Genomic DNA, 19,336 nt, shown 5'->3' with positions numbered 1-19,336 from the left:
TGCGTTTCCGCCTGCTCGGGTGCCTTTAGTCACGGTCGGCCCCCTCCGCCTGCCAGAGCTGGATCGGGTTGCCCTCCGGATCTGCAAGCCGGACGAACCAACCATTAGGGTAATGTTCGGTGTCGACCTCAACCGCAATTCCGGCTGCCGTGAGCTGTGCGACCATGGCCTGGAGGTCGCGCACGCGGAAATTGATCATCCACGGCTGGTCGGCGCGACCGAAATAGTCACTATCCGCAGCAAACGGTGCGAAGACGGTTGCGCCCTGCTGTTGCTCCCACGAGCGTTGATCGTAGCTTTCTGGCGGCAGCGCCACGCCGAGATGGTCGGCATACCATCGAGCGAGCGCATCGGGCTACTTCGCTCTGAAGAAGAAGCCACCGATGCCGAGCACCTTTTCCATTGTATCTCCTTACCGACTCGATCGCGGTGATGACCGGCCCAATCCATATACGCGATATCAGGCGCTGCAGGGCTTCTTGGTCAAAACGACTGACAATGCCGCTCTTTGGAGTCCTGAAGGCGCCTGTCTGCACTGTGCAACCGCTCGTGTTTGTTGGCGAACCATTCTGGAGGTCGCGGTGCGGACCAAGCAGACATCAGTTCGGCGCGGAATTTAGCTGTCTCCAGTGGTGATTTGACCCACGTTCGACTGTAGCGGAGATGACCGCCATTGGAAGGTCAGCAATCACACCAATGGCAGGAAGATGTCGGTGATGGCTTCGTGCTCGGCAACCATCGGAACAAAACTCACCCGCTGACAGTAGAGGGGAAAATCCCGAAGGGCCTCACCGCTTGCCGGCAACCAGTCGCGATACAGGAATTCGATCGCCGGCTCGACATTTTCTGCGCCGATTGCGCGAAGCACGGCACATTCGTCCGGCCGGAAGAACACCGGCTTCCACGCCCTGGTCGTTCATCTCGATTTTCCGATCGGTCGCTGCACAGATGTCGAGGCGAAATTCGTCCGGCGGCGTTATGTCGGAATCCGAATGAAACACATTGTAGGTTGCACTGGACGCCGCGCTCAAACCTGCAGCCCTTCGCCAGGCGATGAATTTCTGGATAGTCTCGGCGACCAGGGCCGGATTGCCTCGGTTCTGCAGGACGGCGACGGGTGTTTCCGGCACGTCGATGATGTTGACGTCAGCCAATGAATACGCCGTTTTCATGAGCTTGCTCCTCGCGTTGGTCAATGGCCACAGGCTGGCAAACCACACCTCCCAGTCGGGCGTGTCCCGAAATGCGGAAGGCAATTCCCAAAGCTTTTCCGAAACGCGCGGGCGAAGGCGTCGGGCGCATCGTAACCGACGTCCAGCGCGGTTTCGGTCACGCTCGCCTCGTCCTTGAAGGCAAGCACCTGTCCCGCCCGTTTCATGCGAACGAGTTGGACGTAGCGATGCACTGATATGCCGAAATATCCTCTGAATTGGCGGTGGAAATGGTACTTGGACAAGGCCGCAACGGCACTAAGCGTGTCCAGGCCAAGATCATCCTCAAGATGCCGGTCGATGTAGCTCAACACCCGTTTCATGCGCGCGTGGTAGGGATCTTGCCGCGTCGTCATCATGCTCTCCTGTGTGAGAGCAATCTGCCAGCTTGCGAGACAGCGCGCTCGACTGTTCTTGCTGAACACCCCTGTTCACTTCGATGCGGAGCCGTTGGCGGTGGAGCACTGCAAACCGGGTTCAGACCGGCAGGCGGAACTGTTTGCGCAAGCTCTTGTCGAACATCTCTGCGGGGGCAAAGCGGCGCAGAATGCTGACCTGGCGCGCGGCCCTGCCGGCGGTATAGCGACGCCGCGGGCGGACATCGGTCGCCGCCTTGACCACCACATCCGCCACCACTTCCGGCGGATCGGCTTTCGGCATCACATCGCCCAGCAGCGCCTTGAGCCCGGCGCGCGCCCGATCGTATTCCTGCAACACCGAATCCGGCTCGATCCCGTTCTGGTCGAAGACGGTACGCACGAATGCCGGCTCGATGACCGAGACGCGAATATCGAAAGCACGAACCTCGTGATCGAGCGATTCCGAATAGCCCTCAAGCGCGTGCTTGACCGCAGAGTAATGAGCTGAGTATGGCGCCGGCACCAATCCCAGAATCGAGCCGATATTGATGATGCGCCCTTCGCCGCGCTGCCGCATTGACGGCAACACCGCATTGATCATGCGGATGACGCCGAACAGATTGACGTCGAACAGCGCCTGCACCTGTGCGACCGAGGATTCCTCGGCACCGCCAAGCAGACCGACGCCGGCATTGTTGACCAGGAGGTCGATCCGCCCGGTCTGCGCCAGCACGGTTGAAACGAGGGCGCTGACAGAAGCGCCATCGGTCACGTCGCAAACCAGCATGGTCACCCCGTCCGGGCCGTTGCCGACGGAGCGGCGACTTGTCCCGAAGAGGGTGAATCCTGCCCGCGCAAGCGCCTCGGCGCTGGCGTGGCCGATGCCCGAGGACGCTCCGGTCACAACAGCGGTCTTTCCGGAATTCGCATTCATTTCGTGCTCCAAATCGTGAGGGCCAGAATTTTCTCGCCGGTTGAATTACGATCCTAATAACATATTATGATCATAATGCAATGCCAAAAGGGAATGACAGTCGCGCGCTTACGAAAAGGGCCGAAAGAACGCGTCACGCGGCCGGACCATGGGAGTTGCTGACCCTACACGTCAGGACGAAGTGGCGTCCTGACGTGTAGGGAGCGGGCTGTCTGCCAGCTTTGCCGTAGAGGGGTGCCCTTGCCGCTGCCCATATGCAGACTTCGCCGACGGCGAAACTGGAGCCTAAAAGCTCCCCTGCTGCCCCCGGGCGTCGTCGGGAACAAGCGCCAATACAGAAATTGCAGGGCGAGCGATCAGCCCGACGGCTGGCCGCTGGTCGTCGAAGGGATGCGGGCGATGACCTTGATCTCGAAATCGAAGCCGGCAAGCCAATTGACGCCCACTGCCGTCCAGTTCGGATAGGGAGGTCCGCCGATCTCCTCCGCCCGGACCGCCAACACCGTTTCGATCTGTTGGTCCGGGTTGGTGTGGAAGGTGGTGACGTCGACAACGTCGTCGAAGCTGCACCCGGCGGCGGCCAAGACCGCGCGCAGATTGGCAAAAGCCCGCCGAACCTGATCCTCGAATGCGGGCTCGGGCGAGCCGTCCTCACGGCTGCCGACCTGCCCCGAGACGAAGAGAAGATCGCCGGAGCGAATGGCCGCGGAATATCGATGAATATCGTACAACGCGTGGCGTTTGGCCGGATAGATGGCGTCACGTGCAGGCATTCGTGTTCCTTTCTGCCTTGAAAACGGCAGCGCGCCGGAGGCGCCGAGTTGATACAGGCAGGAGATAGGGCAATCGCATTACGCGCATTAGCCGTTGAAATCGGCATGAGCTGATGCAAAATTACCATCAATGTCCCGCCCGTCCCTCAACGATCTCACCGCCTTCGTGGCCGTTGCCACGCACCGCAGCTTCCGCCGCGCAGCGGACGAGATCGGCACGGCACCTTCCACATTGAGCCACGCCATGCGTGCACTCGAGGAGCGCATGGGCGTGCGCCTTCTCAACCGCACCACACGCAGCGTCTCGCCGACGGAAGCCGGGTTCCGGTTGCTCGATCGCCTTCAGCCGGCGCTCGCCTCGCTGGACGAGGCGCTCGACAGCGTCGCCGGGTTCCGGGGCAATGTCGCGGGCACCGTCCGCATCAACGCACCACGATTGGTGGCTGGGCTTCTTGTTCGCGGGGTTCTTCCGCGGATGGCGGAGCGCCATCCGGACGTGACCGTGGACATCGTCGTCGAGGGGCGGCTGATCGACATCGTGTCCAGCGGCTTCGACGCCGGCGTGCGCCTCCTCGGATCGGTCCCCAAGGACATGATCGCCGTGCCGCTTGCACGCCGGTTGAGGTTCATCTGTGTCGCGTCGCCAGCCTACCTCGATCGCTTCGGCGACCCGGGAACCCCCGAGGAATTGCAACGCCACCATTGCATCGGCCACCGCCTGCCCAGCGGCAAGCTTTACCGATGGGAGTTCGAACGCGCCGGCCAGGAACTCGTGATCGAGGCAAACGGCCCCGTCGTCCTCGACGACGAAGAACTGATGGTCGAAGCCGCAATTGAGGATCTGGGAGTCGCCTACGTGGCCGATTGGGCCGCCGAAGCGGCCTTGTCCGACGGCCGGCTGCGCAAGGTCCTGACCGCGTGGATGCCCGCTGCGGAAGAAGTTGCGGTTTACTACCCCGGACATCGAGCCGTACCGCCCGCACTGCGGGCCTTTCTCGATGTCGTCAAAGACCTGCGGAAGAAAGAACCTTAGCGACGAGCAGCCGCGCCATGACCGGTCGTTGGGCCGGGGGAGTGCTCAGTTCGTTGCTATTGCGCCAACGCATCAGTGTTCTGCCTCAGTGCGTACGAATCCTGCATTGGGCCGATGACCAGTTCGATCGGTCGGGCTGAAGCAGGCGATGACGCAAGTGGGGCCGAGGGCGGACCGGCAGCTTGTAGTTTGATATGTAGGTGAGCAGACATACAGCTCGGCGCAGGAATCCCTCATCTTTTGCTATCGGATAGCCGACATTCGCGACAACCTGCGCTGATGTTCCGTTGCGGACTTCCCATATCGCACGAAAGAGCCGGACTTGATTGGAACTCTATCGTCGAGCAGATCAGCCACACGACGTAGTCTGCCAAACACCGACATTGCGCCGTCGCCTCGGTATGGGAACGCGCGAGCCGAGAAAATTCGGTAGTCGCGCAGCCGCCATCATGCAGACCTATTAGATTTAGGACCTAGAGGATCGATCCGTAGCATATTCTGCCCACCAAGAGATAAAGGGATGGATAAAGAGTATGCAAAAGGTTCGAGGCAAAGGAATGCATATGGACGATCCGCTTAGATCCATGAATCGGCCCGGTCTTGGACGTGCAACGATGGGCTATCAGCCGGCCGAGAATGATTTGTTGAGCGAGGTGCTGCGCGACCTGCGCCTTGCCCATGCGAGATATGGCCGCAGCGAATTAACGGCGCCCTGGGGCATCGCCGTGCCGTTCAGGGAGGGCGTACGATTTCATGCGATGCTCGAGGGTCAGTGCTGGATACAAGCCAAGAGCTTGCCACCGCTGCTGCTGGAATGTGGCGATGTGCTTCTTCTTCCCCACGGAACAGAGCACACCATGTCCGACCGGCCCAAAGGGAGAGCCTTGCCACTGGACGATATCAAACCGGCGTTGATCGGGAATGGAACCTACGAATTGAAGTCTGGCGGCGGCGGTCCGCGATCGCTGATCGCATGCTGTACGATCGGCTTTGAGGGGCCGACGGCAAATCCGCTCCTGGAACTGCTGCCTCCGGTGATGCATATCCGCTATGCAGAGCACAGCGATACTGTCCTGCCAAACCTCCTTTCTATGATGGCGCGGGAGGCTGATGGGCAAAGAATCGGATCGGCAACGGTAATGGCGCGCCTTGCTGATATTGTCATGACGCAAGTAATCAGATCCTGCGTCGAAACGTGTTCCGACAATCTGACTGGTTGGCTGGCGGCCGTGCGGGATCCGCAAATCGGGTCTGCGCTTGCAAGAATCCATCGCTCCCCCGGCGAAGACTGGCCAGTCGATCGCCTGGCGGCATTGTCTGGGCTGTCGCGATCGAGGTTTTCGCAGCGATTCAAGGGTCTGTTGTCGGTATCTCCCGCCCGCTATCTCCTGCAATGGAGGCTTAGGCTGGCCGAATCCTGGTTGCGGAACGGATATATGTCGCTGTCACAGGTCGCGTCTGAGTTGGGATATGAGTCCGATGCATCCTTCAGCAGGGCATTCAAACGCTTCATAGGCGTCTCGCCAGGCGCGGTCCGAGATTCCGGGCGCGGGTGAGCATAACAGAGACGGGATCGGTCCTGCATATCGCCTGATGCGATCCACGGCTAATGTAATCAGTGCGACAAACGGTCAGACATTCAAGCGTTTCTGCCATAGCGGCGCCGCGCCAGGATCTGCAAATTCTCAAAAGCCGTAACCACTTCGACCGATTCGCGAGCCAAAGCAGCGACTGCATCGCAGCGGATTATCGAAGGAGCAATAGCCGGGATTTCGCATGCGCCATGAACGCATGACGTGTGAATGCAGAATACCTCCTAGGCCGCTACCAGAAGGAGACTCATATGGCGTTGGTGTTGCCTGATCTTCCCCCACCAGCCACTGGCGAACACACGCCCTATTGCATTATCGCCAAGCATCGCGCCGCTCCCGGTCAAGGCGAAGCGCTCGTTACCCGGATGCTTGAGGATCTCGAAGCGACGAGATCAGAAACGGGCTGTCTACAATTCCACATCCATCGTGATCGATCCGACCCCGATCTCATCGTCATCTACGAAGTCTGGCGCAGTGTCGATGCAGTCAAGAGCCACTTCAGCGAAGCCTATGTCCAGAGGTTCGTCGTAGATGGTGGTGAGCTCGAACCGGGCGACATGGAGACGCAGTGGCTTGAGATGCTGAGCCCATATGCCAGCGGCAGAGATCCGCGATGACCGGTGACGAGCAGTCTCTTCTGAATCAGCGAGTCGTGATCGTTGGCGGGACAAGCGGCATGGGCATGGGGGCGGCTCTTGCGGCCTCGCGCGCAGGCGCCGAGGTCATCGCGCTCGGGCGGCGGCCACCGGCGAAATTGGCTGCAGAACAAAGCGCCCACGGTTCAATCACCTTCCAGTCGCTGGACATGACCGACGATGCGGCGGTCGAGCAAGTATTCGAAACGCTGGGGGCGCTCGACCACCTTGTCATCACCGCAACTCCACCAAGTCCTGGAGGAACCTTCCTCTCCCAAACGCTGGCCGACGCGCAGCCCGTTCTGTATGGCAAGCTCCTGGGCAGTTGGTCTTGCGCGCGGCACGCGGCGCCCAAGATGCAGAAAGGCGGTTCGATCACATTCACTACTGGAGGCTTGGTGACCAAGCCTCGCATGGGCGCTTCGATGATGATGGTCGCGTTCGCTGGTCTGGAGGCGCTGACACGAGCCCTTGCGCTCGAACTCGGTCCGATCCGCGTCAACACAATCCGTCCAGGCGTCATAGACAGCGAAATGTGGGCCGGCATGCCGCAAACCAAGCGGGAGGCGTTTTTCGCGCTGGTGCGCGAGAGCTTCCCAGCAGGTCGCGTTGGAAAAGTCGACGATATCGGCAAGGCCGCACTTTTCCTGATGACTAATGATTTCGTGACCGGCGCTATTCTAGAAGTTTCAGGAGGTGAAACGCTGGTCAGCATCGAATGATCTAACAGATAGAGCCTCAAGGGTTAAGAGATCAGTATCCATCCGGTTCACGCGGAAAGTTCACAACGGTGACCCTCAACCAAGCGCGTTACAGCAATTTCCAATAAACAATGGACCGCAGATGAAAAGAACCATTGAGACACTACACGTTGCCCTAATTGTCGTTGCGTTCGCCCTCCCCGTTCCTTCCGGCGCATTGGCTCAAGATGGCTCGGCCGCGGCCGCGCCCCCGACGCAGTCCGAGTTACCCAAATGGCTTAGTCGCGGATTGCCGGGTCAGGCGCATGAGGTTCTGGCGCCACTAGTTGGCACCTGGCGGGTCCAGTTGAGCTTCTACGGCACGCTCGGCCGCAGCCCCGATCAGCCGCCGCTCGTGACGGACGACCTCATTAGCCGTCGGCAGTGGTTGGCAGGCGGCCGTTACATCGAAGACACGATGGAGGGGACGCTGGATGGAGCGCCAATCTGGCGCAAAGGCTGGCTCGGCTACAGTATCATGGACGACCGATACGAGTGGATTACGATCGATCCTGTCAACACAACCATGATGTACTACGAAGGCACCCCTGGATCCGGAAATCAAAGGCCCATCAGCATGTCCGGGGCCTTCACCGACCAGGGTGTGGCTGGCGAAGACACGGTCGGCAAGTCGATCGGCATGCGCACAGTAATCAAAATCGAGAACAACGATCGCCATGTCTTTGAACTCTATTTCACGCGTCCCGGACAGCAAGAGACGTTGGCCACACGCGGCCTCTATACACGGCTGAAAGAGTGAGCGTCCGCTCGAGGACGGCCCGGCGTCTCATTAGCTCGCTCGGTGCTTGGCAATGGCGCAACCGCGACCTCCAGCGCTGTCTACTTTCAGGAAGCCGCAAAGCTGATCTTTACGGCCGACATGAGGCGCAAAAGCAGCCATGCCGCCGTCGCGTGTGAGACTCTGCTTCGGGTCACAAGCAGAACAGCAGCCCCCTACGGCTCGTCCCTCTCATCGCGCAAATTAGACACAACGCGGCGGTTCTGCGACCTGCAGGCGGTGTCGGGGCAGTCGCGGACGAGCCTGTCCTTGCCGTAGCCCTTGGCCCACATGCGGTTGCGGTCTATGCCGCCGGCGGCGAGGTAGTCCATCACCGCATCGGCGCGCTGCTGCGACAGCGCCGTTTCACTTGCGCCGGGATCGTCGGCGAAACCCTGCAGCTTAAGCAGCCAGCGCGGATGCTTTGCTAACCAGGCGATCTGGGTGTCGAGGGTGGCCTTGGCGACAGAATCGAGCGCGGCCGAACCTTGCGTGAAATAGGTGCGGCGGCCGACATTGAGGATAAAATCCTCCTCGCTGCCCGGCTGCACGTTCTGGAAGCCGGCAACCTCGGTGTTGGTGATGTCGGGCGTGGAAGGGGCCAGCGTGTTGCTGGTCGAGCAGGATGCGGCCAGCACCAGCAGGCCGGCGGCGAGCAGCCGGCGCGTGTTCTCAATCATGCGGTTCATGAGGCGCCAGTCATTCGACAGGGGTGGAAGCGGGCGCCTGGTCGGCGATGTGCGGCAGGACCTGCACCGCGGTGCCGATCGGGCAGCGCTGGTAGAGGTCGATGATGTCTTCCGGGAACATGCGGATGCAGCCGCTGGAAGCGTCGGTGCCGATGCTCCATGGCTCCAGCGTGCCATGCAGGCGGTAGCCGGTGTCGGCGCCGTTGCGGTGCAGATAGAGCGCGCGCGGCCCGAGCGGATTGTTGGACGCGCCGCCTGCGACCATGTGCGGTAGGTCCGGCTTGCGCTTACGCATTTCGGGGGGCGGGACCCATTGCGGCCACAGCGCGCGGCGGTCGATCGTCGCGCGGCCGTACCATTTGAAGCCGTCCTTGCCGACGCCGACGCCGTAGCGGATGGCGGTCTTGTTTTCCATGATGACGTAGAGGAAGTGGTGGCGGGTATCGACCACGACGGTGCCGACCGGCTCGCTGCTGAAATACTTGACGATCTGGCGATGCCATCTCTTGTCGATCTTGGCGAAGTTGGTCTTGCGATAGACAAAATTGTTGTCGCTGGCGGTACCGGCGAAAAAGGATTTTGCCGCCGCGGCTTGAGCAATATTGCTGGTTGCACCCACCGCGACCAGCGCCAGGCCGCCGAGCACGACACCCCTGCGTGATAAAACCATCGGCAATATTCCCCCCCATGCCAAAAGCCTGGCGGACCATAGTTGAGAATTACTTCGCCTCAAAGTGGAAAATTCTGCGTTGCTTCAGTCCGCCGTGTCCGGACATTCGGCAATTTGGCGGCGAGTGACCGAATTGTGACAATCTTGCCGAGGACGAACGTCTAACCTAAACCCCATCCAGGACCTTAACCAAATTGGCGCGACTGTTTGGGACCGAGCGTAGTTGCGACATTGCCCTATCCGGACGTGTGAGCAATGCCCACCAGCAGATTCAAAATCTTGCGGAAGCCGTGCGCCTCATAGATGCCGATCCAAACCAGGGCGTTGCTACTGCCGCGGCCGCGCTGGGGCTGTCCTATTCTTCGCTCTATCGACTGTTCCGAAACCTCGTGGGCCTTTCACCAAAACGATACGCGGGCGTCATGCGCTATTATCGACTAGTTGGGGCTCTGCTGGCCGACGCGCCCGCCGGCGGACTGGCGCAATTGGCCGCCATGCAAGGCTATTTCGATCAAGCCCATGCGAGCCGCGATTTCCGGCGTTATACAGGCATCGGGCAAGCCGAATTCCGGCGCCATTTAAACGGAATTGCCAAGTTGATGAACACTCTTTGAACATCTGCACAATCGCGTAGGCGCATGCAGCCTGTGTCGACGGCTCTGTCGCTCAGGATGCGCCAGCGGCGGCATGCTCACCACAGGAGATATAAAATGGCCGACACGACAACACCCCACACCGCGCTTCTCGCGGCCCTCACGACAGAGCATTTCGTGCAGCAATCGGCGATCAGCGCAACCATCAGCGAAATGGCGTCGCGAACGACCATCTACATCATGTCTCTATCGAGCGCTCTAGTGGCGACGGGCTTTGTCGCGCAGTCGCCTGAATTCCTTCAGCCGTTTCTCCTAGCCGTGCTGCCATCGCTCTTTTTGCTGGGTAGCTTCACCGTCTTAAGGTTGATCGATATAGCCGCCGAGAACATGCAGGCCCATATCGGCATCGCCCGGATCAGGGCCTACTACCGAACGCTGGGGGAGGATGCTGCTTTTCAGTTTTCCAAAGAGTTCGGCCGTTGGCCAGAAAACGACGCCGAACCGTCGCTGCGTGCCGGGCCGCTCCTGGCGCATCTGACCACAGCCGCGACGATGATCGCTTTCGTAAATGCCATTGTCGCGGCGGCGGGCGTGACCCTTCTAGCACTATATGTCGGATCAGCGTTGGCGCCTGCACTGTGCCTTGGTGCCGGCACAACAACCGGCTTGATGATACTATTCTATTGGTACCAACGCCTTCGAACGAAAGGCATGGTCCGTCTCGCCAAAGCTTATGGCCCTGAAAAGAGCGTTCTTTGAGCGGGAGGTCAATGCAGTCGGGGTGATACAGCGCATCCGGGCTTTGTCGCCTATCGCAGGCCACGTCAACTGGCCGGCAACACAATGACGGCTTTGAAAGCCGGGCCCATCTATTGGCGAAGCGATGTGGTTGGTAGAGCCGACGGATAGTCGCCGGCTTCACATCACGTCTTTTGGCAAGAACGCCTAGCCCGAATTCATGTCGGGACGAACGCGTACCCGTAACTCCTAGCGCCAGGCCGCGCCTGACAGAAGACGCCATAAGAGAAGGTCACGGAGCCGACAACCTCGCCAGGCTTATCGAAGTCATAAGAAAAAGGGACTGAGAAAGCGGATGTGGAGCGTTCACGAGAACGCAGCGCCCCTTTCGGGGCGAACGAGTGGGCGGACACCTCCCAATCACGGAGGAGCGGCGATCTGAGCGGACCGGCAGCTTTTGTGCACTGGCGAGAGATTGCTCAACGGCCGGAGTTAGGCGCAAAGCTGTCATTCGTGGCCGACCGCTTTGATCTTCGGACTTGTCGATTGGTTGCACTGGCGCTTCCGTCGGACGAAGATTGACGGCGGGATGATGTCATGCGAATCCTGCAGGGCGAGCTAACCAGCGGACCGGGCCCACGGTGTAGATAGCGAAACTACGCACTCGTCTGCATCGATCTCAGTAGGCGTCGCTCTTCTTCGACAATATAATCGCGGATGATTGGGACATCGTCACGGCGAGCCGAGATCAGTATCTGGAAGACAAAATTTGAACCGTTTAGGAAGCCGAGTTCGGCCGACGCCAGATAGAAATCCCACATACGGCAGAATCGTTCGCCCATCATGGCGACTGCCTCCTCGCGCCGGGCCTCATAACCGAGACGCCAATCGTGGATCGTCCAGTAATAGTGCAGCCGCAAATTTTCGCAGTCGGCGCACCAGATCCCCGTGCGCTCCAACGAGGCAAACACCTCTGACAAAGCCGGCACATACCCACCTGGAAAGATATACTTGCGGATGAACGGCGCCGTCGTACCAGGCGGTGACATGCGTCCGATCGCATGAACCAATGCGAAGCCGCCCTCCTTCAACAATCTACCAATGGTCGTGAAATAGCTGTCGAAATGAACGACGCCCACGTGCTCCATCATTCCGATCGAGACAACACGGTCGAACTGTCCGCTGACCTCGCGATAGTCGACCTCGCGAAAATCGATCTGATGAGCGACCCCGGCCTCGATCGCTCGAAGCCGAGACGCCGCCAATTGCTCCGTCGAAACGTTGATCGCCGTGACCTTCACGTCGCAATACTTGGCGAGATAGATGGCGAGAGTGCCCCAGCCTGAGCCGATCTCCATCACATGCATGCCCGGCTCTAGCTTGAGCTTCGCGGCAATGTGGCGATGCTTGTCCATCTGCGCTTGCTGCAGATTGCTGTCCGGTGCCGTATAATAGGCGCACGAATAAGTCATTGTCTCGTCGAGCCATAGCTCATAAAATTTCGTCGGGATGTCGTAGTGATGCTGAACGTTTTTGGCGGCGAGACCGAGCTTGTTGTTCTGCTGGCGTCGGCGCAACGCACGCCAGAATTTCCGCAACGCCTTCTGAACAGGGTGGGCTGCCAACCCAGTGCGGTTGACGGAAAAAAGTGACAAGAGGTCAAATGCTTTGCCACCGTTCTCGATCAGCAAGCGGCCATCCATGTAGGCTTCGGCCGCCTTCAGTTCCGGATTGAAGAAGATCTCGCGTTCGACCGCTTTGTCGGTTAGGCGGATCGTTACGTCGGGCCCATCCTGTCCACTGCCGAAGGCTTGCCTGAAACCGTCCTCGAATATGACAGTCAGGCGCCCGTTTTTTACAAAACGGGAGAGCAGATTTGGCAGCAGACGCATTGTGGCTCGTTTCTCGTCACTCGCCACGTAAGTATGACTGCCCGGTGTCGGTACATCAATACCGATCTGGGGGCGGAGAGGGATCGGACCTCAGAAGTCTCCTCCCAATGCCGAACTAGCGACCCATCCGGGGCCGCCTGCCCCGCGATCGGAAATGTCTGCCCTGGCGCAATAAAGATGTCCAAGGTGGTCGCCGGCAGCGTCTGCTATCCAGCAATCGCAAAGATCGCCTCAAGGGCGGACATGAGGCGCAAAGCGGACGCGTTCCACGATTGGCCGGTGCGCAGTCAATCGACCACACCAGACGCCGGCCTGTCGCGTGACCTTGCGTCGCGCTATCATGGCGCCGTGAAGCTTAGTCAAAGCATACGGTTCTGTACCTCTGCAGACGGCACCCGCATCGCTACGGCGTCATGCGGCGAGGGGCCGGTTATCTTGCGGGCAGCGCATTGGCTAAGCCATGTCGACTATGATCTTGAAAGTCCAGTGTGGCGGCCGTGGCTCAGCGAACTGTCAGCGCGCAATTGTTTCGTGCGCTACGATCCGCGCGGTTGTGGGCTGTCGGAGCGGCACGTCGCAGACCTGTCCGTCGACGCCTGGCACGCGGACCTGGAGGCCGTGGCCGCATCAATCAAGGAGCCGCGCTTTGTCCTGCTCGGCCTGTCGCAAGGCGGTGCGCTGGCCATTGCCTACGCCGTGAAGCATCCCGAGCGCGTCTCGCATCTGGTGCTCATGAACGCGTACGGTCTGGGCGCGCGGGCTCGCGCCCAAACCGACTCCGATCGTCTGGAGGCCGAGACACTGGTCAATTTCATCCGCATCGGCTGGGGGCGTGACAACCCTGCGTTCTGCCAGTTCTTCACGAACCTCTTCATTCCGGACGGGACGCCGGAGCAGCACCGCTGGTGGGGTGATCTGGAGCGCGAGACGGCAACAGCCGAGGTCGCCGCGCAACTGCTATGGCAGATGCAGGGGATCGACGTGATGGACCTTGCCGCCGCGCTGCGGGTCCCAACCTTGATAGCACACAGCCGTGGCGATATGCGTGTTCCATTCGACGAAGGCTGCAGGCTGGCTGCCACGATTCCTGGCGCCCGCTTCGTTCCGCTGGAAAGCAAGAACCACGTGCTCTTGCCGGACGAACCTGCCTGGCCTGTTTTCTACTCTGAACTCGGCAGGTTCCTCGGGCAGGATCGGGCCGCGCAACCAAGCGCCGTCCGCGATGCCGGCCTGACGCCCGCCGAAACTATGATACTGAACCTCGTCGTGGAGGGGCTGGACAACCGTTCAATCGCCGAGCGGCTCGGCAAGAGCACAAAGACGGTCCGCAACCAGTTGTCGGTGATCTTCAGCAAGCTGGGCGTGCGCAGCCGCTCACAGGCGATCGTCAAGTCGCTGTCCCGCTAGATCGTCTCACATGTGCCGGTGCGGGACAGATGTCCCTCGACGAATGCCGGATTTCGGCTGCCGTGAGGGACAGTTGCCTCATGCCAGCAGGCAAACTTGGCCTCATCCTCGAACTGACTGGCGCGGGATGCTGCTGGAGGCGAGGAGAAATCGACATGACCCAGGTTGACGAAACGAAGCTGAATGAACTGGTCGGGCGCGTGCTTGGAGACCTCGGCGGCGCTGTCAGCGTGCCGCTGGTACGGATTGGCGATTCCCTTGGGCTATACGAAACCTTGAACCGGATCGGACCCGCTACGGCCGAAGAACTCGCCGCTGCGGCAGATTGCGCGTCCCGCTATGTGCGCGAATGGCTCGCTGCGCAGGCGGCCTCCGGCTACGTCCAGCACGAGCGCGGAAGTTTCTGGCTGACACCTGAGCAGGCGTTCGTGTTCGCGGAACCGAACAGTCCTGTCAACATGATCGGCGCTTTCGACACCGCCGCCGCGATGGTCGAGAACCAGCCGAAGGTGCAGGCGGCCTTCAAGACTGGCAAGGGTGTCGCCTGGGGCGACCACGCCGGCTGCATGTTTTGTGCCGTGGCGCGGCTATTCCGACCGGGCTATGTGAATGCGCTGGTGCAGGAGTGGCTCCCGGCCCTCGATGGCGTTGCCGACAAGCTGAAGGCCGGAGCTGATGTAGCCGATGTGGGATGCGGGCACGGTCTGTCGACCATCCTGATGGCGCAGGCGTTTCCCAGGTCTCGTTTCACCGGATACGACTTCCACTCCGCCTCGATTGCCACCGCGACCGCGCACGCAATGGCACATGCGGTAGCGAATGTGAGCTTTGAGGTCGGCCGGGCGCAGGACTTCGCCGGCCGCGACTTCGACCTGATCACCTGCTTCGACTGCCTGCACGACATGGGCGATCCGGAGACCGCCGCTGTGCACATCCGCAAAGCGCTTAACGAGGGAGGCACGTGGATGGTGGTCGAACCGATGGCCGGCGATACGCTGGAGGACAATATCAACCCGATCGGCAGGATGTACTATTCCGCCTCCACGATGATCTGTGTGCCAACCTCGCTGGCGCAGGAGGCTGGGCTCGCACTCGGCGCCCAGGCGGGCGAGAAACGATTGACCGAAGTCATCCGCTCCGGCGGCTTCACCAAGGTCCGCAGGGCCGCGCAGACTCCGCTCAACATGGTTCTCGAAGCGACCTGAACAGATAGCAAAGCGACGAACATCAAGCATCTGTCAATTGACGGCTCGGAAGATCGTGGTCGGAGCGGCCTGCTGTGTCAGTTTGCGGCAGGGAGCGGTGGTCCCCGCTGCCGGGCCCTTTCGTGCACCTGCCTGGAAAACGCACCTTCGGCCGTCGAAGTGAAGTGCGGAGGCGGGCGTCACCGAAAGGGGACAAAAACCGGCTGCGGCCGTCAGGCCGCAAAACCGCGACGGTCCGGATGCGCGACGGCGCAGCCTCAGTTCCAGGTGTGGAGGCAGGCTCTCCAGGATCCATCGCCCTGGCGCCTGAAGATCGTGACGATAGTTCCCTCATAGCGCTGCGTTTTACCGCCTTCGTCCAAAGCGTTGGCCGACCATTTCCCTGTTGCATAGGCAATGTCGCCGACAGCCTGCGCATCGATCATCTCGATGGGATGATCCTTCACTCCGGCCGAGATCAATCCATTCCAGAAGTCTTTGATTGCGCTCGTTCCCCTGACGACTGCGTGAGTGGATGGCAACACGACCGCGTCCTGTGTATAGAGTGCAGCTACTGCGTCAGCATTGCCGCTGTTGAAGGCCGAATTCCAGTGATCGTTTGCTCGCTGAATTTCGTCGCTGATATTCTCAGTCGATTGTGTCATGGCGTCCTCCTTGTTTATCGCCTTCTCAATCAATTCGCGGCCCGAAGGCCTTCATTCGTTGTTGCGAGCGTCTGTGCGGCTTGCAGGTCAGGCAATGTCAGGCCCTCAGTAAACCCGGAATAAATCAGTGCGAGCTGCTCGCGCGCGCCAGGCGCGGGACAGTTGGCTCGCACGAGGCTCAGTGCAGCACGCAGTTCCCAGAAACGCGCTCCCTGAGCCCGGGCCGTCGCCAGTGCGTCCAGGAGGCGATTCCTCGAACCTCCGGTTTTGTCCTCCCCAAGTTGCAGCAGTACCTCCCCCTGCAGACGCAGTATCTCGGCCGCAAACCAACGCTCTTTGGTGCGCTCAATCCCTGCTTGCGCGGCTTCGAGCAGAAGGCGTGCAGCACCATGATCGCCGGCTCTGACCTCGATTTGCGCCTGAAGGGCAATGAAATAAGGAACCATGAATTCTGCGCCGGTCGCGCGCCACTCGGTAATACCTCGTTGGAGTTCGAGGCGGCCACGATCAAAATCACCTGCCTCGGCGTTTGTCCAAGCGCTTAAGATTGTGGCGCCGGAAAGCCACAAGCGAAATCCGGCTTCGCTGGCAAGGCGGGTTAATTCTGCGCACCGCTCCTGGACGCCTTGGTGATCGCCAATGATCTGGCGGATGACGCCGCCGAAGAATAGTGGCAGAGCCAGGCTGTTGCGATGACCCACACGATGCGCTTCAGCAACCGCCTCGTCGTTGGCCGCCAGAGCCTGATCGGGAAACCCAAGCGGCAGTAATGTGCGGGCGAGATAGTCCAGGCACACGACGTGCGGATCGAAGGCGTAAACAAACGCCGGCGATCTGTGCGCTTGGGGATCGTAAAGGGCAAGCGCCTCCTCCAGATGTATCCGGGCGCGGGAGAACTCGCCGGCAGGCAACGCGCTGACGCCGGCGGCCCGATGAGCAAAGAAGGCGAGCCCGGGATCATTGTTGGCTTCCGCCAATTCAAGCAGGCGGTCTGCTGCGCCACGTGCTTCCGCCAATTCGGCAGCATAGAGGTGGTAAAGGCACAGGCCGTACAGCACCGGAAAGAGCTGACGCGTCTCGCCCAGCTCTTCACAAAGTTCGCGCGCCCGACCGTAGGCCTCCGCCGTTGGAGGTGCGGCGAAGCCATGTGCCGCAACATGCGTGCTGCCGAGCGCCAGCCGGATTGAAAGTTCTCTGCGCGAACGTCCTTCGGACGGGGGCATCGCCGAAAGCCCGCTTAAGGCGTTGTCGAATCGGGCGAGCGCCTCCGTCAGGACCGAGCGCGAAAGCGCTCGGCGACCGGCCAGTTCATTGTACTCGACAGCCTTTTCCAAAAGGCCCGCCTGACCAAAGTGGTGGGCAAGCAGTTCGGGCTCCGTGGCTACGATTTCGGGGAAGCGCTCCTCGAGAATCAAGGCGATCCGAGCATGCAGCTGCTGACGGCGGCTGTGCAGCAGACTGCTGTACGCCGCATCCTGCACGAGTGCATGCTTGAAGGCATAGCTCGCTTGACTTTCACTGCCACGGCGGAAAACAAGGCCAGACGTGACCAGCTGGTTCGTTGCACGCTCGAGTTCCAATTCAGGAAGGCCCGTGGCTGCGGCAAGCAGCTCGTGCGTGAACTCGCGCCCGATCACTGCTCCGACCTGCGCCACGTCCCTGATAGAATCCAAACGATCGAGGCGGGCCATCAGCGAGTCGTGGAGCGTCGCTGGAACCGCCAGCGGAGGTAGCGGGCCAGCCAGAACGAGTTCTCCATCGCGCATTTGAAGCAGGCCTGATTCAAGGACGACCTTGGTCAGTTCTTCGACAAATAGCGGAACGCCCTCGGTCTTGGACAGAATCTGGTCCAGCACTTCGCCCGGCAACTGCTTGCCCCCTGTCATCGCCGCAATGATAGAGGCCGCCTGGGCGCGGCTGAGCCGATTGAGCGTCAAAAATGTCGCGTGCGGGAGACCACTCCAGCGGACTGCGCCTTCCGGTCGCGAAGTTGCAATCAGCAGTACAGGTAGTTGCTGAATCCGGCCTGCGATTTGGTCGAATAGCTCGGCCGAGGTCGGATCCAGAAAATGCGCGTCCTCAAGCAGCATCAGCACTGGTTGGCTGCGGGCAAGAGCCTCTAGTTGCTCGATCAGCAACTCGAACGTGCGCGTCTTCTGTTTTTGCGCCATAAGATCGACCTTGGGATAGCGCCCCTCAGTCGGGATGGACAGCAATGCGGCGATCAGCGGTATTGCCTCGTTTGGGTACTTGGTCGAACCGGCGAGAAGTTGCTCGAGACAGTCAAGCTGACGGTCGGGCGGGTCGGTCCGCCTTATGTCCCCGGCTCGGAGTAACTGATCCGTGACGGGATAAAGGGCGGTTTCTACGTGATAGGGGGAGCAGTAGTACCGCAGTCGCGTGTGTGCCTCGTCTTTCAAGTGCTCCCGCAGCTCTTGCAGAATACGGGACTTGCCAATGCCAGCCTCGCCGAACAGCTCGACTACTTGTCCTTCACCGGACGCCGCGAGCCGCCACCGGTCGAGCAGCAAGGCGACATCGTGTTCGCGCCCGGCAAGCGGCGCAGATTCTTCTGCATGAAGTGCTTCGAACCGACTCTCTGCGCGGCCCTCTCCAATCACTTTGAATGCGCTGACGGGCGTGTCGAACCCTGCCAGCTTTTGCGGCAAAATGCTGGTCACCTCGAACAGGTTTCCGATAAGTCGATAGGTCAGCTCAGAGATGACTACCGTTCCCGGCTCGGCGATGGCCTGGAGCCGCGCGGCAAGGTTGGGAGTCTCTCCCACGACCGCGTTCTCCTGCGCTGACCCTATGCCAATGAGGTCACCTACGACCACCACCCCGGTCGCGATCCCGACACGAACTGAGAGTTGCTGACCGCCCTTGACGGACAGACCGCTGACAGCGCTCACGACCGCAAGCGCCGCACGGACGGCGCGTTCGGCTTCGTCTTCATGCGCCTGCGGCCAACCGAAATAGGCCAACGCACCGTCGCCCATGAGCTTCGCGACGTGCCCCTGGAAGCGAAGGACTTCGCCTGCCGTGGTATTCTGGAACTGCCTCAGGAGGTCGCGCATCTCCTCGGGGTCAAGCCTCGTCGCGAGCGCCGTAGAACCGACGAGATCCACAAACATGACCGTCAGTTGCCGCCGTTCCGCCTCCCGGGGGCGACCGGGTTCGCCGAACCGCTCAACCGAAGCCGACATCGGAACTGGTGAGGCAGAAGCCGGCTTGGCCGACACTACCTCCGGCTGGCCTTCCATCGCGGCAATCGCCTCAAGTATTCGCTTGCGATGGCCAAGCGCGCCAACCCCAATTTCTTTCAGGTCTTCGGCGGTGAGGCGGGGCAGGATTTCGGCATCGATTGCGTTGTCATCGAAAACCGGAACATATTGCTCCAGGCCCAAGCTCTTGAGCCAAACTGCAATATTCATTTGGCCCCT

16 protein-coding genes and 2 pseudogenes are annotated in these 19,336 nt (G+C 60.5%); 9 read left to right on the top strand and 9 right to left on the bottom strand.

The annotated features are described in order from the left end of the window. Window positions 1–25: 25 nt before the first annotated feature. The 4 genes and pseudogenes from AC0L2C_RS03605 to AC0L2C_RS03590 form a co-directional block, all read right to left on the bottom strand. Window positions 26–343 (bottom strand): annotated as a pseudogene (locus tag AC0L2C_RS03605) (VOC family protein); the annotation flags it as partial. A gap of 345 nt (window positions 344–688) precedes the next feature. After that, window positions 689–1,567, bottom strand: a pseudogene (locus AC0L2C_RS03600) (AraC family transcriptional regulator). A 121-nt stretch (window positions 1,568–1,688) separates the two neighbouring features. Further along, window positions 1,689–2,504, bottom strand: a complete 816-nt coding sequence (locus tag AC0L2C_RS03595; RefSeq protein WP_473522709.1) for an oxidoreductase — start codon at window positions 2,502–2,504, stop codon at window positions 1,689–1,691. A gap of 356 nt (window positions 2,505–2,860) precedes the next feature. Beyond that, on the bottom strand, window positions 2,861–3,277 hold the full coding sequence (locus AC0L2C_RS03590) for a RidA family protein (protein ID WP_473522708.1): 417 nt from the start codon (window positions 3,275–3,277) through the stop codon (window positions 2,861–2,863). A 130-nt stretch (window positions 3,278–3,407) separates the two neighbouring features. On the opposite strand from AC0L2C_RS03590, the gene AC0L2C_RS03585 reads away from it, so the two are divergent. From AC0L2C_RS03585 to AC0L2C_RS03565, 5 genes are all read left to right on the top strand, one after another. Then, a complete protein-coding gene (locus AC0L2C_RS03585; protein ID WP_473522707.1) occupies window positions 3,408–4,310 on the top strand; it encodes a LysR family transcriptional regulator in 903 nt (300 codons plus the stop codon). Between the two features lie 563 nt (window positions 4,311–4,873). After that, the gene (locus AC0L2C_RS03580) at window positions 4,874–5,866 is read left to right on the top strand and encodes a cupin domain-containing protein (RefSeq protein ID WP_473522706.1); all 993 of its coding nucleotides are present in this window, start codon (window positions 4,874–4,876) and stop codon (window positions 5,864–5,866) included. 287 nt (window positions 5,867–6,153) lie between these two features. Then, window positions 6,154–6,519: a putative quinol monooxygenase gene (locus tag AC0L2C_RS03575; RefSeq protein ID WP_023799825.1), complete on the top strand. Its 366-nt coding sequence runs from the start codon at window positions 6,154–6,156 to the stop codon at window positions 6,517–6,519. Then, complete coding sequence (locus AC0L2C_RS03570) at window positions 6,516–7,259, top strand: SDR family oxidoreductase (protein WP_473522705.1); 744 nt, start codon at window positions 6,516–6,518, stop codon at window positions 7,257–7,259. Before AC0L2C_RS03575 ends, AC0L2C_RS03570 begins: the two co-directional genes overlap by 4 nt. Before the next feature lie 121 nt (window positions 7,260–7,380). Further along, window positions 7,381–8,037, top strand: a complete 657-nt coding sequence (locus AC0L2C_RS03565) for a DUF1579 family protein (protein ID WP_473522704.1) — start codon at window positions 7,381–7,383, stop codon at window positions 8,035–8,037. A gap of 194 nt (window positions 8,038–8,231) precedes the next feature. On the opposite strand, the gene AC0L2C_RS03560 is transcribed toward AC0L2C_RS03565, so the two are convergent. Together AC0L2C_RS03560 and AC0L2C_RS03555 are read right to left on the bottom strand one after the other, a co-directional pair. After that, entirely contained in the window at window positions 8,232–8,744 is a 513-nt protein-coding gene (locus tag AC0L2C_RS03560; protein ID WP_027155108.1) for an OmpA family protein, read from the bottom strand. 10 nt (window positions 8,745–8,754) lie between these two features. Further along, the gene (locus AC0L2C_RS03555) at window positions 8,755–9,414 is read right to left on the bottom strand and encodes a L,D-transpeptidase (protein ID WP_027155109.1); all 660 of its coding nucleotides are present in this window, start codon (window positions 9,412–9,414) and stop codon (window positions 8,755–8,757) included. 194 nt (window positions 9,415–9,608) lie between these two features. Here AC0L2C_RS03555 and AC0L2C_RS03550 point away from each other — a divergent pair, with 194 nt between their 5' ends. Together AC0L2C_RS03550 and AC0L2C_RS03545 are read left to right on the top strand one after the other, a co-directional pair. Then, the gene (locus AC0L2C_RS03550; RefSeq protein ID WP_128169604.1) at window positions 9,609–10,028 is read left to right on the top strand and encodes a helix-turn-helix domain-containing protein; all 420 of its coding nucleotides are present in this window, start codon (window positions 9,609–9,611) and stop codon (window positions 10,026–10,028) included. A gap of 96 nt (window positions 10,029–10,124) precedes the next feature. Next, entirely contained in the window at window positions 10,125–10,766 is a 642-nt protein-coding gene (locus AC0L2C_RS03545; RefSeq protein ID WP_167366605.1) for a hypothetical protein, read from the top strand. Between the two features lie 635 nt (window positions 10,767–11,401). On the opposite strand, the gene AC0L2C_RS03540 is transcribed toward AC0L2C_RS03545, so the two are convergent. Further along, complete coding sequence (locus AC0L2C_RS03540) at window positions 11,402–12,637, bottom strand: class I SAM-dependent methyltransferase (RefSeq protein ID WP_473522703.1); 1,236 nt, start codon at window positions 12,635–12,637, stop codon at window positions 11,402–11,404. 348 nt (window positions 12,638–12,985) lie between these two features. Between AC0L2C_RS03540 and AC0L2C_RS03535 the strand changes: the two genes are divergently transcribed. Then, on the top strand, window positions 12,986–14,044 hold the full coding sequence (locus tag AC0L2C_RS03535) for an alpha/beta fold hydrolase (RefSeq protein WP_473522791.1): 1,059 nt from the start codon (window positions 12,986–12,988) through the stop codon (window positions 14,042–14,044). A gap of 155 nt (window positions 14,045–14,199) precedes the next feature. After that, entirely contained in the window at window positions 14,200–15,249 is a 1,050-nt protein-coding gene (locus AC0L2C_RS03530) for a class I SAM-dependent methyltransferase (protein ID WP_473522702.1), read from the top strand. Between the two features lie 257 nt (window positions 15,250–15,506). On the opposite strand, the gene AC0L2C_RS03525 is transcribed toward AC0L2C_RS03530, so the two are convergent. Further along, a complete protein-coding gene (locus AC0L2C_RS03525; RefSeq protein WP_473522701.1) occupies window positions 15,507–15,893 on the bottom strand; it encodes a YybH family protein in 387 nt (128 codons plus the stop codon). A gap of 29 nt (window positions 15,894–15,922) precedes the next feature. Continuing rightward, a complete protein-coding gene (locus AC0L2C_RS03520; RefSeq protein WP_473522700.1) occupies window positions 15,923–19,327 on the bottom strand; it encodes an adenylate/guanylate cyclase domain-containing protein in 3,405 nt (1,134 codons plus the stop codon). Window positions 19,328–19,336 lie beyond the last annotated feature (9 nt).

Source organism: Mesorhizobium sp. WSM4845, from assembly GCF_055811455.1.
The sequence above is the reverse complement of the archived record's forward strand: the minus strand, read 5'-3'. Positions and strand labels throughout refer to the sequence as shown.

Excerpts from the sequence above, each read along its gene's own strand:
- AC0L2C_RS03520 (WP_473522700.1), bottom strand. The coding sequence starts at position 19,327 with ATGAATATTGCAGTTTGGCTCAAGAGCTTGGGCCTGGAGCAATATGTT.
- AC0L2C_RS03580 (WP_473522706.1), top strand. The coding sequence starts at position 4,874 with ATGGACGATCCGCTTAGATCCATGAATCGGCCCGGTCTTGGACGTGCA.
- AC0L2C_RS03545 (WP_167366605.1), top strand. The coding sequence starts at position 10,125 with ATGGCCGACACGACAACACCCCACACCGCGCTTCTCGCGGCCCTCACG.
- AC0L2C_RS03570 (WP_473522705.1), top strand. The coding sequence starts at position 6,516 with ATGACCGGTGACGAGCAGTCTCTTCTGAATCAGCGAGTCGTGATCGTT.
- AC0L2C_RS03575 (WP_023799825.1), top strand. The coding sequence starts at position 6,154 with ATGGCGTTGGTGTTGCCTGATCTTCCCCCACCAGCCACTGGCGAACAC.
- AC0L2C_RS03560 (WP_027155108.1), bottom strand. The coding sequence starts at position 8,744 with ATGAACCGCATGATTGAGAACACGCGCCGGCTGCTCGCCGCCGGCCTG.
- AC0L2C_RS03565 (WP_473522704.1), top strand. The coding sequence starts at position 7,381 with ATGAAAAGAACCATTGAGACACTACACGTTGCCCTAATTGTCGTTGCG.
- AC0L2C_RS03555 (WP_027155109.1), bottom strand. The coding sequence starts at position 9,414 with ATGGTTTTATCACGCAGGGGTGTCGTGCTCGGCGGCCTGGCGCTGGTC.
- AC0L2C_RS03590 (WP_473522708.1), bottom strand. The coding sequence starts at position 3,277 with ATGCCTGCACGTGACGCCATCTATCCGGCCAAACGCCACGCGTTGTAC.
- AC0L2C_RS03540 (WP_473522703.1), bottom strand. The coding sequence starts at position 12,637 with ATGCGTCTGCTGCCAAATCTGCTCTCCCGTTTTGTAAAAAACGGGCGC.
- AC0L2C_RS03585 (WP_473522707.1), top strand. The coding sequence starts at position 3,408 with ATGTCCCGCCCGTCCCTCAACGATCTCACCGCCTTCGTGGCCGTTGCC.
- AC0L2C_RS03525 (WP_473522701.1), bottom strand. The coding sequence starts at position 15,893 with ATGACACAATCGACTGAGAATATCAGCGACGAAATTCAGCGAGCAAAC.
- AC0L2C_RS03530 (WP_473522702.1), top strand. The coding sequence starts at position 14,200 with ATGACCCAGGTTGACGAAACGAAGCTGAATGAACTGGTCGGGCGCGTG.
- AC0L2C_RS03595 (WP_473522709.1), bottom strand. The coding sequence starts at position 2,504 with ATGAATGCGAATTCCGGAAAGACCGCTGTTGTGACCGGAGCGTCCTCG.